Annotated in this window: 14 protein-coding genes; 2 read left to right on the top strand and 12 right to left on the bottom strand. The window is 69.8% G+C overall.

Annotated elements, in window-relative coordinates:
- Positions 1–29: 29 nt before the first annotated feature.
- The gene (locus SACMADRAFT_RS13270) at positions 30–401 is read right to left on the bottom strand and encodes an arsenate reductase family protein (RefSeq protein ID WP_009154337.1); all 372 of its coding nucleotides are present in this window, start codon (positions 399–401) and stop codon (positions 30–32) included.
- Between the two features lie 146 nt (positions 402–547).
- On the opposite strand from SACMADRAFT_RS13270, the gene SACMADRAFT_RS28535 reads away from it, so the two are divergent.
- Complete coding sequence (locus SACMADRAFT_RS28535) at positions 548–982, top strand: hypothetical protein (RefSeq protein ID WP_009154336.1); 435 nt, start codon at positions 548–550, stop codon at positions 980–982.
- A gap of 99 nt (positions 983–1,081) precedes the next feature.
- Here SACMADRAFT_RS28535 and SACMADRAFT_RS13260 read toward each other — a convergent pair whose 3' ends face one another.
- The 8 genes from SACMADRAFT_RS13260 to SACMADRAFT_RS13225 form a co-directional block, all read right to left on the bottom strand.
- The gene (locus SACMADRAFT_RS13260) at positions 1,082–2,545 is read right to left on the bottom strand and encodes an aldehyde dehydrogenase family protein (RefSeq protein WP_009154335.1); all 1,464 of its coding nucleotides are present in this window, start codon (positions 2,543–2,545) and stop codon (positions 1,082–1,084) included.
- Between the two features lie 118 nt (positions 2,546–2,663).
- Positions 2,664–3,491 carry an IclR family transcriptional regulator gene (locus tag SACMADRAFT_RS13255; protein WP_009154334.1) on the bottom strand — a complete coding sequence of 276 codons (828 nt, stop codon included), beginning with the start codon at positions 3,489–3,491 and terminating at the stop codon, positions 2,664–2,666.
- A 203-nt stretch (positions 3,492–3,694) separates the two neighbouring features.
- Positions 3,695–4,933, bottom strand: a complete 1,239-nt coding sequence (locus SACMADRAFT_RS13250; protein ID WP_009154333.1) for a styrene monooxygenase/indole monooxygenase family protein — start codon at positions 4,931–4,933, stop codon at positions 3,695–3,697.
- A gap of 52 nt (positions 4,934–4,985) precedes the next feature.
- Entirely contained in the window at positions 4,986–6,236 is a 1,251-nt protein-coding gene (locus tag SACMADRAFT_RS13245; RefSeq protein WP_009154332.1) for a styrene monooxygenase/indole monooxygenase family protein, read from the bottom strand.
- Entirely contained in the window at positions 6,229–6,876 is a 648-nt protein-coding gene (locus tag SACMADRAFT_RS13240) for a GTP-binding protein (protein ID WP_009154331.1), read from the bottom strand. Before SACMADRAFT_RS13240 ends, SACMADRAFT_RS13245 begins: the two co-directional genes overlap by 8 nt.
- The gene (locus SACMADRAFT_RS13235) at positions 6,851–7,228 is read right to left on the bottom strand and encodes a DUF742 domain-containing protein (RefSeq protein ID WP_009154330.1); all 378 of its coding nucleotides are present in this window, start codon (positions 7,226–7,228) and stop codon (positions 6,851–6,853) included. Before SACMADRAFT_RS13235 ends, SACMADRAFT_RS13240 begins: the two co-directional genes overlap by 26 nt.
- Positions 7,229–7,251: 23 nt before the next feature.
- Positions 7,252–7,692 carry a roadblock/LC7 domain-containing protein gene (locus SACMADRAFT_RS13230; protein ID WP_009154329.1) on the bottom strand — a complete coding sequence of 147 codons (441 nt, stop codon included), beginning with the start codon at positions 7,690–7,692 and terminating at the stop codon, positions 7,252–7,254.
- On the bottom strand, positions 7,689–9,011 hold the full coding sequence (locus SACMADRAFT_RS13225) for a sensor histidine kinase (RefSeq protein ID WP_009154328.1): 1,323 nt from the start codon (positions 9,009–9,011) through the stop codon (positions 7,689–7,691). The genes SACMADRAFT_RS13230 and SACMADRAFT_RS13225 overlap by 4 nt, the downstream gene beginning before the upstream one ends.
- A 314-nt stretch (positions 9,012–9,325) precedes the next feature.
- Here SACMADRAFT_RS13225 and SACMADRAFT_RS13220 point away from each other — a divergent pair, with 314 nt between their 5' ends.
- A complete protein-coding gene (locus SACMADRAFT_RS13220; RefSeq protein ID WP_009154327.1) occupies positions 9,326–9,832 on the top strand; it encodes a hypothetical protein in 507 nt (168 codons plus the stop codon).
- 181 nt (positions 9,833–10,013) lie between these two features.
- Here SACMADRAFT_RS13220 and SACMADRAFT_RS13215 read toward each other — a convergent pair whose 3' ends face one another.
- From SACMADRAFT_RS13215 to SACMADRAFT_RS13205, 3 genes are all read right to left on the bottom strand, one after another.
- Positions 10,014–10,901 carry a methylenetetrahydrofolate reductase gene (locus SACMADRAFT_RS13215; RefSeq protein WP_009154326.1) on the bottom strand — a complete coding sequence of 296 codons (888 nt, stop codon included), beginning with the start codon at positions 10,899–10,901 and terminating at the stop codon, positions 10,014–10,016.
- Between the two features lie 116 nt (positions 10,902–11,017).
- Positions 11,018–12,853 carry a bifunctional homocysteine S-methyltransferase/methylenetetrahydrofolate reductase gene (locus tag SACMADRAFT_RS13210; protein ID WP_009154325.1) on the bottom strand — a complete coding sequence of 612 codons (1,836 nt, stop codon included), beginning with the start codon at positions 12,851–12,853 and terminating at the stop codon, positions 11,018–11,020.
- Positions 12,850–14,154, bottom strand: coding sequence for a PucR family transcriptional regulator (locus tag SACMADRAFT_RS13205; RefSeq protein ID WP_040925680.1), 1,305 nt, complete (start codon positions 14,152–14,154; stop codon positions 12,850–12,852). Before SACMADRAFT_RS13205 ends, SACMADRAFT_RS13210 begins: the two co-directional genes overlap by 4 nt.
- Positions 14,155–14,339 lie beyond the last annotated feature (185 nt).

Here is a 14,339-nt window from a genome sequence, read left to right as displayed (position 1 = left end):
GTGCCGAGTCCGGCGCTCACCGGGTCCGGTCAGGCACCGGTGTCCTCGCCCAGCGCGGCCCGCACCGACTCCGGTGAGCGGGCCACGACCGCGCTGCCGTCGTCGGCGGTGATGATGGGGCGCTGGATCAGGATCGGATGCCTGGCCAGCACCTCGATCCAGCGGTCGCGCTGTGCCGCGTCGCGGGGCCAGGTGTCCAGCCCCAGTTCCGCGGCCACCGGTTCACCGGTGCGGGTGATGTCCCACGGCTCCAGACCGAGGCGGGTGAGCACGTCGTCGATCTCCTCGGCGGTCGGCGGCCGCTCGAGGTAGTGGCGCACCGTGTAGTCGGCGCCCTCGGCGTCCAGCACGGTCAGCGCGGATCGGCACTTGGAACAGGCGGGGTTGATCCAGATTTCCACGGCGCCAGCCTCGCACGGCGTCGCTTCCCACCACCGCCGGGCCGTTCGGCCCTGGGACGAGGAGACCTAAGCCGCGTCCGCGCGGGGCCGCGGCCGCGCTAGGCAGGCCGAAACACCGCGTGATGCCCATCGCCGGGAGGCAGCAGATGAGCAGATTCGGGACAGCCTTGCCCGCCGTCGCGGCGACGCTGGGTTGTGTGTTCGGCGCGTTCGGCGTCGCCGCCTGTAACGGGACGCCGACCACGACAACGCCGTCGCCCGCCCCGACCGCGGAGTCGCCCACCGCGGAGTCGCCGACGGCAGGCGAGGACATCGCCGGGCTCCCTCGCTACCGGCCGTCCGCCACCATCAGCGAGGCGGGCGGGTCGACGGTGCTGCGTACGGCGGACTCGGTGGAGCAGGTACAGCGCTTCTACGCCGACGTGGTGTCCAGCGGCGACTGGCAGGTCGTCTCGCAGGCCGACACCGCCAACTTCGCCAGCTTCGTGCTGAAGCGAGCCGGGCAGGGAGCCTCCATCACCATCGCTCCCGGCTCTGACTCACTCACCTTGATCACCATCAGCACCTATCCGTCGTCATGACGGCAGCAGCCCCACCGGAACGCAGAACTCGCGGGCACGAACGCAGAACTCACGGGCACGAACGCGGGACTCGCGGGCCTGAGCGGGGGACTCGCGGGGTCAGGCCCTCATGGGTTCGGCCCCGCTGATGGTCACCGTCTTCACCTGCGTGTGTTCCAGCACGGCGTCGGGGCCCATGGTCCTGCCGTACCCGCTGTGCTTGTAGCCGCCGAAGGGCGCGCCGATCACTCCGAACGCCCCTGAGGTGTTCACCGCGACCTGCCCGGCCTCGATCCCCTTGGCCAGCCGGGCGGCCCTTCCGACGTCGGTGGTCCACACCGAGGCGGCGAGTCCGTACACGGTCCCGTTGGCCACCTCGAGGGCCTGCGCCTCGTCGTCCACCCCGATCACCGACAGCACGGGGCCGAAGATCTCCTCCTGCGCGATGCGCATGCCCGGGTCGACGTCGCCGAAGATGGTGGGCTCGACGAAGAAGCCCCGGTCGAACTTGCCGCCGCAGAGCTTGTGCCCCCCGGCGACCAGGGTCGCGCCCTCCTTCTGCCCGATCTCCAGGTAGTCGAGCACCCGCTCCTGCTGGCGTGCGCTGATGAGCGGGCCCATGTCCACGTTCTCGTCCCAGCGGCCGACGCGCACCTTCGCGAATCCCTCGGCGAGCGCCCTGACCACTTCCTCCTCGCGGCTGCGGTGCACGACCACCCTCGACCCGGCCGCGCAGACCTGCCCGCTGTTCAGCGTGATGCTGCGGATGATCGCGGGAACGGCCCTGCTCAGGTCGGCGTCGTGCAGCACCACCTGCGGCGACTTGCCGCCCAGTTCCAGCCGCAACGGCGTGAGGTTCTCCGCGCAGGCGGCCGCTACCGACCGTCCCGCACGCGGCGACCCGGTGAAGCTCATCCGGCGGACGGCGGGATGCGCGGGCAGCGCGGCGCCCGCCTCCTTGCCGTATCCGGTGACCACGTTCACCACGCCCGCCGGGATTCCCGCCTCCATCGCGAGCCTGGCGAGCAGCAGCGCGGCCAGCGGGGCGTCCTCCGCGGGCTTGACCACCACACAGTTGCCCGCGCCGATGGCGGGCGCCACGTCGTTGACGAACATCGGCGCGGGCGCGTCCCACCGGATGATGCTGCCGACCACGCCGTACGGTTCGCGCAGCGTGAGCGCGATGTCGTCGGCGTTGTGCGTCGGCAACGACCGGCCGACCACCTTGTCGGTCTGTCCCGCGACGTACCTCAGCATCCGTCGCAACGGTGACGGCCCCCAGTGCGGACGCCCCACCTCCATCGACTCAAGCTGGTCGAGTTCCTGCTCGTGGCGGCCGACAAGTTCCGCCCAGCGGTAGAGCAGGTCGGCGCGGACGGCGGCGCTGGTGTCCCGCCAGCGCGGGTGGGCCTGCGCGGCCGCGGAGACCGCGTCGGCCACGTCGGTGGCCTGCCCGCGCGGCACGGTCAGCAGGCACTCACCGGTCGCGGGGTTGATCACCTCGATCGCGTCGCCGCCGCGTGCGGGGACCCACTCGCCGCCGATCAGGTGCGTGTTGTCGGTCAGCAGCTCGTCGATGTTCATCTACCGGCTCCCCCTGTGGGCGACACGTATCGAGGCACAATGGTCGAAGCGGGCAAAGCCGGTAACAACACGCCTTCCACCTCGCGGAAAGGCGGCCCGTATTGTCCTAACAGGACAGTTACCCCGCGAGCGCGCGGGAGATCCGCCGCGCCGTCGTCACCACGGCGGGCACGATCGTCTGCTGCTTCCAGCCTCCCGGCGGCGGTTTCTCGTTGCCGCGCGGCGCGAAGCCGGTCGTGGGCACCACGACGCCGACCGCGGAGACCACGTCACCGTCGGGGCCGTGGATGGGGCTGGCGATGGCCACCGCGCCCGGTGTGATCTGGCCTTCCGTTATCGCCACCCGGGTGCGTTTGACCTCGGCGAGCGCGCGCCGCAGTGTGGGCGAATCGCAGATCGTCTTGCTGGTGAACCGCTGCAGCGGTCCGCTGAGTACCTGTTCCTGCACGTCGTAGTCGGCGAAGGCGAGCAGCACCAGGCCGGTGCCGGTGGCGTGCAACGGCCAGCGACCGCCGATCTTGCTCAGCAACTCCACACCACCCGGCGCGTGCAGCCGCTCGACGTAGACCACTTCGAGCCCGGCACGCACAGCCAGGTGGACGTTCTCCCTGGTGGCCGCGTGCAGATCCATCAGGTACGGCATCGCGACCTCGCGCAGCTCCAGTCCCCTGGTCGACGACGCCGCCAGCTCCAGGACCTTGATGCCGATGCGGTACTGCCGCTCGTCACGCTCCAGCGCACCCCACTCGGTCAGCTCGCCGACCAACCGGTGCGTGGTCGTCAAGGTCAGCCCGGCTCGCCTGCTGATGTCGGTGAGTGACAACGGCGCTCCTCCCGAGGAGGAGAAGGCCGACAGCACGGCGAGCACCCGCGCACAGGCGGTCTGCTTCTGTTCCTTGGCCTCGTCACCGGCCCTGGATCGCACGTGCATCGACTCGACCGTCACCGCGCCCTCCTGTGCTCCACTGCATGGGGACGGCCTCATCGTGACGCACATTTGTGACGCACGTCAACGTTCGTTCCTTTGATCCGCGCGGTTGGCTGGTCACGGTTTGGTTTCCGCGCCACGAAAGAAACGAAAGAGCCGCCCCCTGGAATCGTCGTCACGAGGGGGCGGCTCGCGGCGAACTCGCCGCTGGGTGTGCTGTTTCAGTCGCCGGGCGTGACCCGCTGGAGGTAGGCGGCAGCGTCCTCCGGTTCGAAGAACCAGTCCGAGAGATCGGAAGGGTTGTTGACGCCGTTGGCGAACCGGTCGGCCACGACCTGGTTGGTCTGCGCCGCGCCCAGAATCATCTGCACGTGCTCCGGCGGCGGCTCCAGCATCATGTTGGTGAACCGGGTGACGTGACGAGCGTGCTCCCAGTAGCGCTCGAACGTCTGCCGCATCCAGTCCGCGTCGAACGGCTGGTCGGCACGGCCGAGGATTCCGTCGAGGTAGACCTCCGCGCAGCGTGCCGCGTTGTTGGAGCCCTGCCCGGTGACCGGGTCGTTGGCCACCACGACGTCGGCCATGCCGAGCACGATGTTGCCCGAGGGCAACTCGCCCACCGGCTTGCGCACCACCGGCGGGTAGCCGCCGGTCAGGGTCCCCTTCGGGTCGGTCAGCTCGGCGTCCTTGAACCGCTCGTACTCCCACGGGATGTACTGTTTGAGCAGCTCAAGGTGCCTTCGTACCTGCTCGTAGGGGTCGGGCCGGTCGGAGAAGGCGTCGAAGGGGCCGCCGGGAATCCCGGACATGTAGAGGATGTCGCAGGAGCCGCTGAGCGTGTAACCCGGGATGTTGATGTTCTCGCCGATGCCGGGGATGATGTTCATCCACACGTATACCGAGCCCGGCAGTTCCGGACGCGGCCGCACGCCGTGCAGGTAGGCCACCGACAGCGCCCGCTGTGGCCGCGTGTGCACCGACCGCGAGTCGTCCCGGTCGAACAACTCCACCAGTTCCCCCTTGCCCGCTGCCACGATCGTCAGGTCGTACATCCCGGCGAGCGTGTTGAGGTCGGCCGTGGTGACACCGTGGATGATGACCTTGCCGCCCCACTCCTCGAACAGCTCGAGCCAGCGGGCCATCTTGACCCGCTGGTCCACCGACTGCGCCGGACCAGGCCACTCCCCCGCCCAGTTGAGCGCCCGATCACCGTCGGGTCCTGCCAGCGAGAAGCCCTGATGGGTGATTGCGGGCGCCACGTCGTCCCACAGGTTGACTCCGTGCTTACGTTCGATGGTGAGCGCGTCGTCGAACATGCACTGGGTCGACATCACCCGCGCGGCCCGGATCTCGTCCGGTGTCCGCGCCGACATCACGGTGACGTCGTAGTCGTGCTGCCGCAATGTCAGCGCCAACTGCAGACCCGACTGGCCTGCGCCGACGATCAGGATCTTGCGCATCCGCGCGAGCCCTCCCGTATTTCGTTGTTGTCCCCTACTGTGCCGACACCGGTCAGCGCCCGCCTGCTCGACCGGCGCCGACGGACGCGAGGTAGGCTGCCGCCTTCTCCGGGTCCATGAACCAGTGCTGGAAATCCGAGGGATCGCAGAAGCCGTTGACGAACCGGTGAGCGACCGCCTCGTTGTGCTGTGCCGCTCCCAGGATGTCCATCACGTGCGGTGGCGGTGGTTGCAGCATCGCGTTCGTCCACTGTGTCACGTGCTGGGCGTAGTCCCAGTAGGCCTCGAACGTGTCGTGCATCCACTGCCTGTCGAACGGCTCGCTGCCACGTCGCAGGATGCGGTCCAGGTACACGGCGGCGCACTTGGCGGCGTTGTTGGAACCCTGCCCGGTGATCGGGTCGTTGGCCACCACGACGTCGGCCATGCCGAGCACGATGTTGCCGGATGGCAACTCGCCCACCGGCTTGCGCACCACCGGCGGGTAGGAGCCGGTGAGTGTGGCCTTGGAGTCGGTGAGTTCGGCGTTGCGGCTGCGCTCGTACTCCCACGGCAGGTAGCGCCGCATCAGTTCCAGTGTCCGGTCGAGGTGCTCCTGCGGTCCCGGCCGGTCGTCCCAGCAGTCGAGCGGGCCGCCGGGGATGCCCTCGAAGAACAGGATGTCGCAGTTGCCGCTGAGGGTGTAGGCGGGGATCATGAACAGCTCGCCGACACCGGGAATGATGCTGAAACGCACCGCGGCGGACTCGGGGTGTTCCGGCCTGCGCTGCACGCCGTGGGCGTAGACCACTGACAGAATCCGCTGCGGCGTGGAGTAGGGCGAGCGGGCGTCGTCGCGGTCGAACAGACCGACCAGTTCGCCCTTGCCCGCGGCCACCACCACCAGGTCGTACATCGACGACAGCGAGTCCAGATCCGCAGTGGTCACCCCGTGGATGATCAGCTTGCCGCCGCGCCGCTCGAAGAGTTCCAGCCAGCCCGCCATCTTCACGCGCTGGTCCACCGACTGCGCGTAGTTGTCCAGGCGGCAGAACCAGTCCAGCACCCTGCTCGAATCCGGCCCGGCGATGGAGACTCCGAGCCCCTCCACGTTGACCGTCTGCGACTCCCACAGGTTCAACCCGTGGTCCCGCTCGTGCTGCAAGGCATCGTGGAACATGCACTGCGTGGACATGATGCGACCGCCGCGGATCTCGTCCGGCGTTCGCGCCGACATCACCGTGACGTCGTAGTCGTACTCCCGCAACGTCAGAGCGAGCTGCAAACCCGACTGGCCTGCTCCGACGATGAGGACACTACGCATTCGCCCTGACCCTCCCCGGTTCCGACAGCTCCGCCAGCGACAAGGTGTAGGAGACGAGCTCCCGCAACGCCTGCGCGGTGGACGCCGGGTCGCGGGCGTCGCAGGTGATCAATGGAACGTCGGGGTTGAGCGCCAGTGCGTCGCGCACCTCGTCGAGATCGTGTGCGAGCTGCCCGTCGAACTTGTTGACGGCGACGATGAACGGCAGGTCGGAGTCGTTCTCGAAGTAGTTGATGGCCGCGAAGGACTGGTCGATGCGCCTGGTGTCGACGAGCACGATCGCGCCGAGCGCTCCGCGCGAGAGGTCGTCCCACAGGAACCAGAACCGGGCCTGCCCCGGCGTGCCGAACAGGTACAGCAACAGGTCCGAGTGCAGGGTGATACGCCCGAAGTCCATGGCCACGGTGGTCGTGGACTTCGACCCGTTGGGCGGCAACTCGTCGATGTCGGAGCCCGCCTCCGTCATCCACGCCTCGGTGTTGAGTGGCGGTACCTCGGAAACCGATCCGACGAACGTCGTCTTGCCGACACCGAAGCCGCCCGCGATGACGATCTTCGCGGAAACCGTGAGCAGACCGGCGTCGTCCTCTCCTTCCGGTGCCGCGAGCCCGGATTCAGGCCGGTAGCCGCTTGAGTCCATCGAGGATCCTCTCGAGTACGTTGCGATCGTGCTGGTAGGCGTGCGCCGTCGGGTGTATGTAGATCGCGCCCTGTGCGGCCAGGTCGCTCACCAGAACCCGGACGACCCCCAGCGGAATGCCGAGCAGAACGGAAAGCTCGGCGATCGAAACGCGGGTGCGGGCCCGCTCGTACAGCTTGCGCGACTCGGGCATCAGCGAGTCGCTCAGGCTGGGGTCGTAGTGCGGCACGGAGATCAGCGTCTCCACCAGCAGGTCGTAACGCGGTTTGGTGCGCCCTCCGGTGAGTGCGTAGGGACGGATGCGCTTGCTGCGCATCTTCTTCGGCTGACCGGCACCGTTCTCATCGGACATGCGTTCTCACATCCTCGCCGCTGTCAGCCCTGGGTCCTGCGCGCTGTCAGCACGCGGCGCAGGTCGGCACGTATTTCGGGCGTCAGCGCGTGACCGGCGTTGGTGACGAACTGCGTCATCTCGTAGGCGACGACCTTCATGTCGCAGTCGGGCCCGGTCAGCACCGCGAGCCCCGCTCCCGACCCGATGCCCATGAACAGGAAGTACCCCTGCGACAGCCGGATGATGATCTGCTCGCAGGTGCCCTTGTCGAACAACGTCGCGCTGTTGCGGGCCAGGCTGAGCAACCCGCTGGCGATGGCGGCGAGTTGCTCCGCGTCCTCGCTGCTGACCTGATCGGAACAGGTCAGCGGGAACCCGTCCGACGACATGATCAACGCGTGCGTGACGCCGTGGACCTTGCGGACGAAGTCGTTGATCAGCCACGAGAAGTTCTGGTTGTGGGATTCGATGTCGGCCGTCACTGCTCTTCCTCAGAACTCGAGTCCGCTTCACCGCTGTCGCGCCGTTGCGCGCGTGCGGTCTGCTCACCGTCGGAGAAGGCGTCGAGGTCGGCGAGCAACTTCTCGTGGCCCTCCGGGTCCGGCCAGTCCGGCTCCTTCTCCACGGGGGCGGGGGCCTGGTCACGCTCACCGGAGGGGTTCTTCAGACTCCGGGACACCCGGCGCGGCAGGCCGCTGGGTGTGGTCCCCCCGTCCGAAGGCACCGGCCTCGGCCTTGGCAACGGGGCGGGTTCGTGCTCGCGCGGCGGTGCGGAGGTGGCGTTGCGCTGCGGCAGCCCGCTCGCGGTGGTGGCGGGCGGCTCCGTGAGCACCGACGAACCGGATGCGGCCGCCGGTTGGAAGGCGCCCGCAGGCCGAGGTGTGCTGCCGTTGGGCGCAGGCTGCGACACGACCACGGTCTGGGTGCCCGACCAGCCTGCTTCCGGCAACTCCGCCACCAACGAGCCGGGAAGCAGCACCGTCGCGGTGGTGCCGTGGGGCAGCCTGCGTTCCAGCGACACCCGCATCTCGTGCCTGGCCGCGAGCCTGCGGACCACCGCCAGCCCCATGTGCCGAACCGCGTCGTCGTCGAGCACCGGTGCGGTGGACAGCCGCTCGTTGAGCTCGCGCAGCCGCTCAGGAGGCAGGCCGATGCCCTCGTCCTCGATCCGCACCAGCACGCTGCCCTGCTCGGTCAGGTGTGCGCTCACCCGCACCAGCGAGTTCGGCGGGGACTGGTTCGCGGCGTTGTCGAGCAGCTCGGCGAGCAGCCTGCTCAGGTCCTCCGCGGCGAAGCCGACGACACCGAGCGAGACCACGCGGCCGATCGTGATGCGGGAGTACTGGTCGATGGAGGACATGGCGGCGCGAACGGCGTCGACGAGCGACGCCGTGTCGGAGGTCATGTCGCTGGCATCGCGGCCCGCGAGTACGCGCAGGTTCTCCGCGTTGCGGCGCAACCGGGTCGCCAGGTGGTCGAGCCGGTAGAGCTGGGCGAGCCTGCGGTCGTCCTCCTCCTTGCTCTCCATCTCCTCGAGTTGGGAGAGCAGCGAGTCGACGAGGTTGAGGTCGCGCAGCGCGATGCTCGCGCAGATGTCGATGAGCGCCTGTTCGGAGTCGCCACCCGCGGCTACGGGTGCGGCCGGCGGCGCCTCGATAGCAGGCCTTTCCGCCGCGGGCAGTGGCACAGGTGCCGCCGGCGGCCGCGGATTGGCCAGGAACTGGGCCGCCGCCACCCGCGAACGGTCCAGCAAAACACGTGAGCGATCCAGCAAGTCGCGTGCTCTTGCCCGCCTCGCCATGGCAGTCCACAACCTTCTTGTCGCGTACGGGCCCTCAAGGGAGTTCGGTCACCCCGTTGACCGACGGGGGCTATGCAAGCACGGACGGGTTATCTTGTCCACAACCGGTCCGTGAGTCGTCGCTGCGGGTGATGTGCTATTAGCCCCGCCGCGGCGCATCGGACCGGTCAACACCCGTTCGAGCTGCACAACGCGGCACGGAACGCACACCCTCGGTTGCCAGCCGGTCGGTGGGCTTTGGCAAGATACGGGCCCTGGTGCGCAAGATTGGCCGTCGGACAGCTCGGTGAGGCGTGATCGTGGAAGGATTCGCAGTGAACTCCCATACCGCGCAGGTCGACGATCTTCGGCTCGTCGCGCTGCAGAGCGCCGTCAACTGCACCGACCTTTTCGTCCGCTTCCAGCTCACCGAGTGGTCGCTGCTGGAGATGTTCGACGACGTCGCCGCGGCCGCGCGCGACCTGGTGCAGGCGGTGGTGGACAAGACCGCCGCCGACGCGCCCGGCTTCGTCACCGTGCGGCTTCGCCTTTCCGGCGACTGCCTGCTCGTGGAGGTCGAGGACGACCAGGTGGCGCGTGCGCACGACGAGGCACCGGTCGTGCGTGGCAGGCAGACCGGGGCGGTCCCGCTGGAGGGCAGGGGCAAGCTGGTGTGGTGCGAGCTCCCACTGCCGCCGGGACTGACCGCCGAGCGGGTACGCCTACCCCGGCGCGACCAGCGACGGTCGCAGGTTCCCGAGCACCCCGACGGGGAGGCACCAGGGCCGGACCCGGAGGTCGTCGACCGGGTGTTGGTGGGCCTGCAGCGCAGGGAGTGGTGACACCACAGCCCCGCCCGCGAGTCCCCCGCTCCCACCCGCGAGTCCCCCGCTCAGGCCCACGAGTTCTGCGCTCACGCCCGTGAGTCCCCCGCTGCTGCCCGCGAACTCCCCGTCGCGGGAGCGCCGTGCCGCGGTGGCGGCGCACGATGTCGCGATTCGGCACGTCGACGAGGGCTCGGCCTCACCCGGTCAGCCCCGCACGCTCGACGATCTCCACCGCGGCCGCCTCGTCGCCGAACGCCATCACGTGCACCCCCGCGACGCCCTCGATCTCGCGCACCCGGTCGATGATCTCGGTGCACAGCCGTAGCCCCTCCTGCCGGAACCGGTGCGGCGGCACCCCGAGCAACCGGTCGGCGACCTCGTCCGGGACACGAACACCGGGAAGTCCGGTGCGCAGGTGGTGCAGCATCGCCGGAGACCGCGGGTAGCCCACTCCCGCGAGAATCCGGCAACGCTCGTGCAGGCCCAGCGCCCGCACCTGCGCCATCCAGCGGGCGAACCCGGCCACGTCGAACACGAACTGCGTCTGCACGAACTCCGCACCCGCCGCGATCTTCGTCCCGAGCCGCGCCGCGCGCTCGCGCACCGTCGGCACGAACGGGTTCTCCACCGAGCCGATCCGCCAATGCGGCGGCGGGTCCACCCTGCTGCCCGACAGCAACCTGCCGCGGTCGCGCAGGGTTCGGGCGGTCCACAACAGCTGCACGCTGTCGAGGTCGAACACCGGCACGGCCTGCCCGCCGGGCGGGTCCCCCGCCAGCAGCAGCACGTTCGGGATGCCCAGCGCCCCAGCACCCAGCAAATCGGCCTGTACCGCCATCCGGTTACGGTCCCTGCCGGTCAGCTGCATGACCGGCTCCACGCCCGCGCGCAGCACCAGCACTGCCGCCGCCAGGCTCGACATCCGCACGGTGGCGCCCGGATTGTCGGTCACGTTCACCGCGTCGACCCGGCCGCGCAGCACCCGCGCCCTTGCCTCGACCTGTCCGGGGTCGGCTCCCCTGGGCGGACCGAGTTCGGCGGTGACGGCGAACCGCCCCGCCGCGAACGCCCGGCCGAGGCTCACCCGAGCACCGGCCGGATCTCGACGGCACCGACCGGGCAGGTCACCCGGGCAACCGGGTCAGCACTCATCGCTCCACTATCGGCCCGACCTCGCCTGCTCGCTCAGCGAGTTCGGCGTCAGCCGGGCGGGCTCGTCGCCGCCGCAAGCAACCGCGCCGCCGCGTCGGCGTCGTGGTCGCGCACCACCACCAGCACACCGTCGGCCAGTGAGCGAGCCTGCTCCACCAGTTCGCTCGCCAGCCGAAGACCCACGCCGCGTCCGTCGTCACCGGCACGTTCCCGCTGCGCCAGCGTCGACAGTGTCGAAATCGGAACCGTGACATCGGGTACCTCGTAGGCGAGGAACTCGGCTTCGGCGAACCCGCTCAGCGGCGAGACGGCGACGATTATCGGCACACCCTCGTCGGACAACTCCGCCACCATCCAGCGCAACGTGGTCAGCTCGTACACCGGCCTGGTGATGAGGAACTGGGCACCCGCGGCGATCTTGGCGCGGGTGCGTGCGATCTCCGCGTCGACGTCCTCGGCACCGGGGTTGCAGCGGGCTCCGATGTGGAAGGACGTCTTCGTGGCCAGCGAAAGACCGTCGCAGTCGCGGCCGTCGTTGAGTCCGGCCACCAACTCGACGAGGCCTACCGAGTCGACCTCCCAGATGCCGTCGGCGTTGGGGTAGTCGCCGCGCAGCGGCGGGTTGCCGGTCTCGCACACGACCGTACGGGCGCCGAAGGCGTGTGCGCCCAGCAGATCGGCCTGCAGGGACATGATGGTCTTGTCCCAGGTGGTGACCGTCGCGATCGTCTCGGTGCCCACCTGCGACTGCAGGTGCAGGGCCAGGCTGGTCGAATTCAGCTGCGCTCTGGCGCCGCCCGCGCCGGAGACGAGGATCAGTTCGGCTCCCCGTTGCCGCAGGTCGGCCGCCAGCTCGGCGGCCTCCTCTGCGACACCGCCCTGCGGTGGCGCGATCTCGGCCGCGACGACGAAGTCGCCGTCGGCAAGGCGCCGCGCGAGCCCACCCTGCTCCGCGGGCGCCGCGACGGCTACCTTGGCCGCCCGACCCCGCGAGGTCCTCCTGCCGTCCAGCTCGGACACCGCCGCGGCGATGGCCCTGACATGGCCGGGGGTGGTGCCGCAGCAACCGCCGACGATCGACACGCCCCGCTCGGCACAGCGGCGGGCGTAGCGGGCGAAGTAGTCGTGATCGAGGCTGTACTCGAACCGGCGGCCGTGCACCCTGCGCGGCAACCCGGCGTTGGGCTGCGCGCTCAGCGGCAGCGTGGTGTGCCTGCGCAGCTGCTCCACCACCGCCAGCATGCGTTGCGGGCCGACGGTGCAGTTCACCCCGAGCGCGGCGACGTCGAGTTCGGCGAGCGCGGTGACCACCTCGTGCGGGGTCTGCCCTCCGGGGGTGTGCCCCTCGGCGGTGAAAGTGGCCTGCGCCAGGATCGGCAACCCGGTGGCCGCCGACGCGGTCACCACCGCCTCGGCGAGTTCGTCGAGGTAGCCGAAGGTCTCCAGCACCAGCAGATCCACACCCGCATCGGCCAGCGCCAGCACCTGTTCGCGCACGGCGGCAGCGCGGTCGGCGGCACCGACCTGGGTCCGCCTGCCCGCACTCACCGCGGGCGCGACCGAACCGCCGACGAAGATCGGCCGCCCAGCCTGCCTTGCCGCCTGCCTTGCCAACCGCACCCCGGCGCGGTTGATCTCACCGGGGTCACCGGAGAAGCCGTGTTCGGCCAGCCTCGGCCTGCTCGCGCCGAACGTGTTGGTCAGCAGGATGTCGGCGCCCGCGTCGACGTAGCTTTCGTGGACCGTGCTGACGAGTTCGGGATTGGACAGGTTCAACTCCGGCAACGAACGGTCCAGCGAGTTGCCCGCCGCGTGCAGCATGGTGCCCATCGCGCCGTCGCACACCAGCAACCGCTCGCGCACGGCTTCGGCGAAGTCGCTCATCGTCCCTCCCCGACCGCGTCCAGGATCTCCAGCGCGACCTGCGCCAGCAACCGGTCACGGTAGCTGCCGAAGTCCAGCGAGGTCAGCTCCTCCACCCTGCGTACCCGGTAGGTCACCGTGTTCGGGTGCACATGCAGCACCTGCGAGGCGCGCTGCGGGCTGTTGTTGGCCCTGAAGTAGCAGCCGAGGGTGGTGAGGTAGTCGGCGGCGTTGCCGCGCCCGCCCGTGGTGAGCCCGCCGAACACCTCGCGTGCGAACTGCCGCAACTGCTCGGGATCGGCCACCTGCAACAGCAGCCGGTGGATTCCGAGGTCCTCGAAGGAGACGGCGACCCCGGTGCGGCCCATCCGCCTGGTCACCTCCACCGTGCGCCGCGCCTCACCGTAGGAGCGGGCGATCTCCGTCGGCGCACGGCAGGTCGCCCCGATCCCCGCGGTGACCGCGACGGTGCGGAACAGTTCCCGCATCCGGCGCAGGCAGTCCCGCGCCAGCCGCTCGGCTCTGGGCGCCTCCGGATCGGGTTCGCCGAGCACCACGACCACCTCGGCATCGCGCACCGCCGTGATGGCCTCCGGCGCGTGCGTGGTGAAGAAGCGTTCCACGGCCGCCGCCACGCGGCTGCCCAACTCCGCGCTCTCGCCGCCGAGGCCCTGCTCGTCGTCGTACACCAGGCAGATCACCCGGTGGTCGCACTCGGTGTCGTAACCGAGGTGGCGAGCCCACCGCAGTACCTCCTCGGCGTCCCCGCCGGTTCCGGACAGCAGGCCCTCGACGAGGTCGTAGCGAACCTGCGTCGCGGCGGCGGCCACCACCCGCTCGCGGCCGAGGATCACGCCGCAGATCGTCGCCGCGTGCTCGGTCAGCAGCAGCCGCAGGTCCTCACCGGTGCGCTCGGCGGTCTCGTCCAGTGTCATCAGGTAGGCGGGGACCTCGTCGCCGACGAGGACGGGAGCGACGACGACGGGCGCGGCCTCCTCGACGTCGGGCAGCCGCAGCGCGCGCCGGGTCCTGCCCGCGACACCGAGCACCTGCGCCAGCCTCGGGTGCACCATGCGCTCACCCACCAGCCGTGCCGCCTCGTCGGTGCTCGCCGAGGGCGACGCGGCCGCGAGCACGGTGAGCTTGTCGTCGACGACGGCCACGGTGGCATCGACACGCTCGGCGATCAGTTCGATGACCGCCTCGATGCCGTCGTCCTGCACCGCCAGGCTGGACAGGTGGCGGTAAACCGCGACCAGGCGTCGAAGCGCGACGTTCTCGCGCCCGATTTCGCCGGTTTCCGCCATCCTCGGCGCCGCCATGCGGGGAGGTTAGCAGAAACCGCCGCCCCGCGAGGTCGAAGTCGTTGTGCTCGGCCACAACGACAATTCCCCGAACAGCCTTTCGGCTGCCGAAAACCCCGGTTGCACGGCTGGCAAAGATATGTTCGGCGACCCTAGGAGGTTGTCGTTCACCTGCCGGTGCAACCGCGCCGCCCGGTACTCCA

This window comes from Saccharomonospora marina XMU15 (assembly GCF_000244955.1).
GTDB lineage: Bacteria > Actinomycetota > Actinomycetes > Mycobacteriales > Pseudonocardiaceae > Saccharomonospora_A > Saccharomonospora_A marina.
Note: the sequence above shows the minus strand (reverse complement) of the source record. Positions and strands in the feature narration are given on the sequence as shown.

Excerpts from the sequence above, each read along its gene's own strand:
- SACMADRAFT_RS28535 (WP_009154336.1), top strand. The coding sequence starts at position 548 with ATGAGCAGATTCGGGACAGCCTTGCCCGCCGTCGCGGCGACGCTGGGT.
- SACMADRAFT_RS13260 (WP_009154335.1), bottom strand. The coding sequence starts at position 2,545 with ATGAACATCGACGAGCTGCTGACCGACAACACGCACCTGATCGGCGGC.
- SACMADRAFT_RS13250 (WP_009154333.1), bottom strand. The coding sequence starts at position 4,933 with ATGCGCAAGATCCTGATCGTCGGCGCAGGCCAGTCGGGTCTGCAGTTG.
- SACMADRAFT_RS13245 (WP_009154332.1), bottom strand. The coding sequence starts at position 6,236 with ATGCGTAGTGTCCTCATCGTCGGAGCAGGCCAGTCGGGTTTGCAGCTC.
- SACMADRAFT_RS13240 (WP_009154331.1), bottom strand. The coding sequence starts at position 6,876 with ATGGACTCAAGCGGCTACCGGCCTGAATCCGGGCTCGCGGCACCGGAA.
- SACMADRAFT_RS13235 (WP_009154330.1), bottom strand. The coding sequence starts at position 7,228 with ATGTCCGATGAGAACGGTGCCGGTCAGCCGAAGAAGATGCGCAGCAAG.
- SACMADRAFT_RS13225 (WP_009154328.1), bottom strand. The coding sequence starts at position 9,011 with ATGGCGAGGCGGGCAAGAGCACGCGACTTGCTGGATCGCTCACGTGTT.
- SACMADRAFT_RS13210 (WP_009154325.1), bottom strand. The coding sequence starts at position 12,853 with ATGAGCGACTTCGCCGAAGCCGTGCGCGAGCGGTTGCTGGTGTGCGAC.
- SACMADRAFT_RS13205 (WP_040925680.1), bottom strand. The coding sequence starts at position 14,154 with ATGGCGGCGCCGAGGATGGCGGAAACCGGCGAAATCGGGCGCGAGAAC.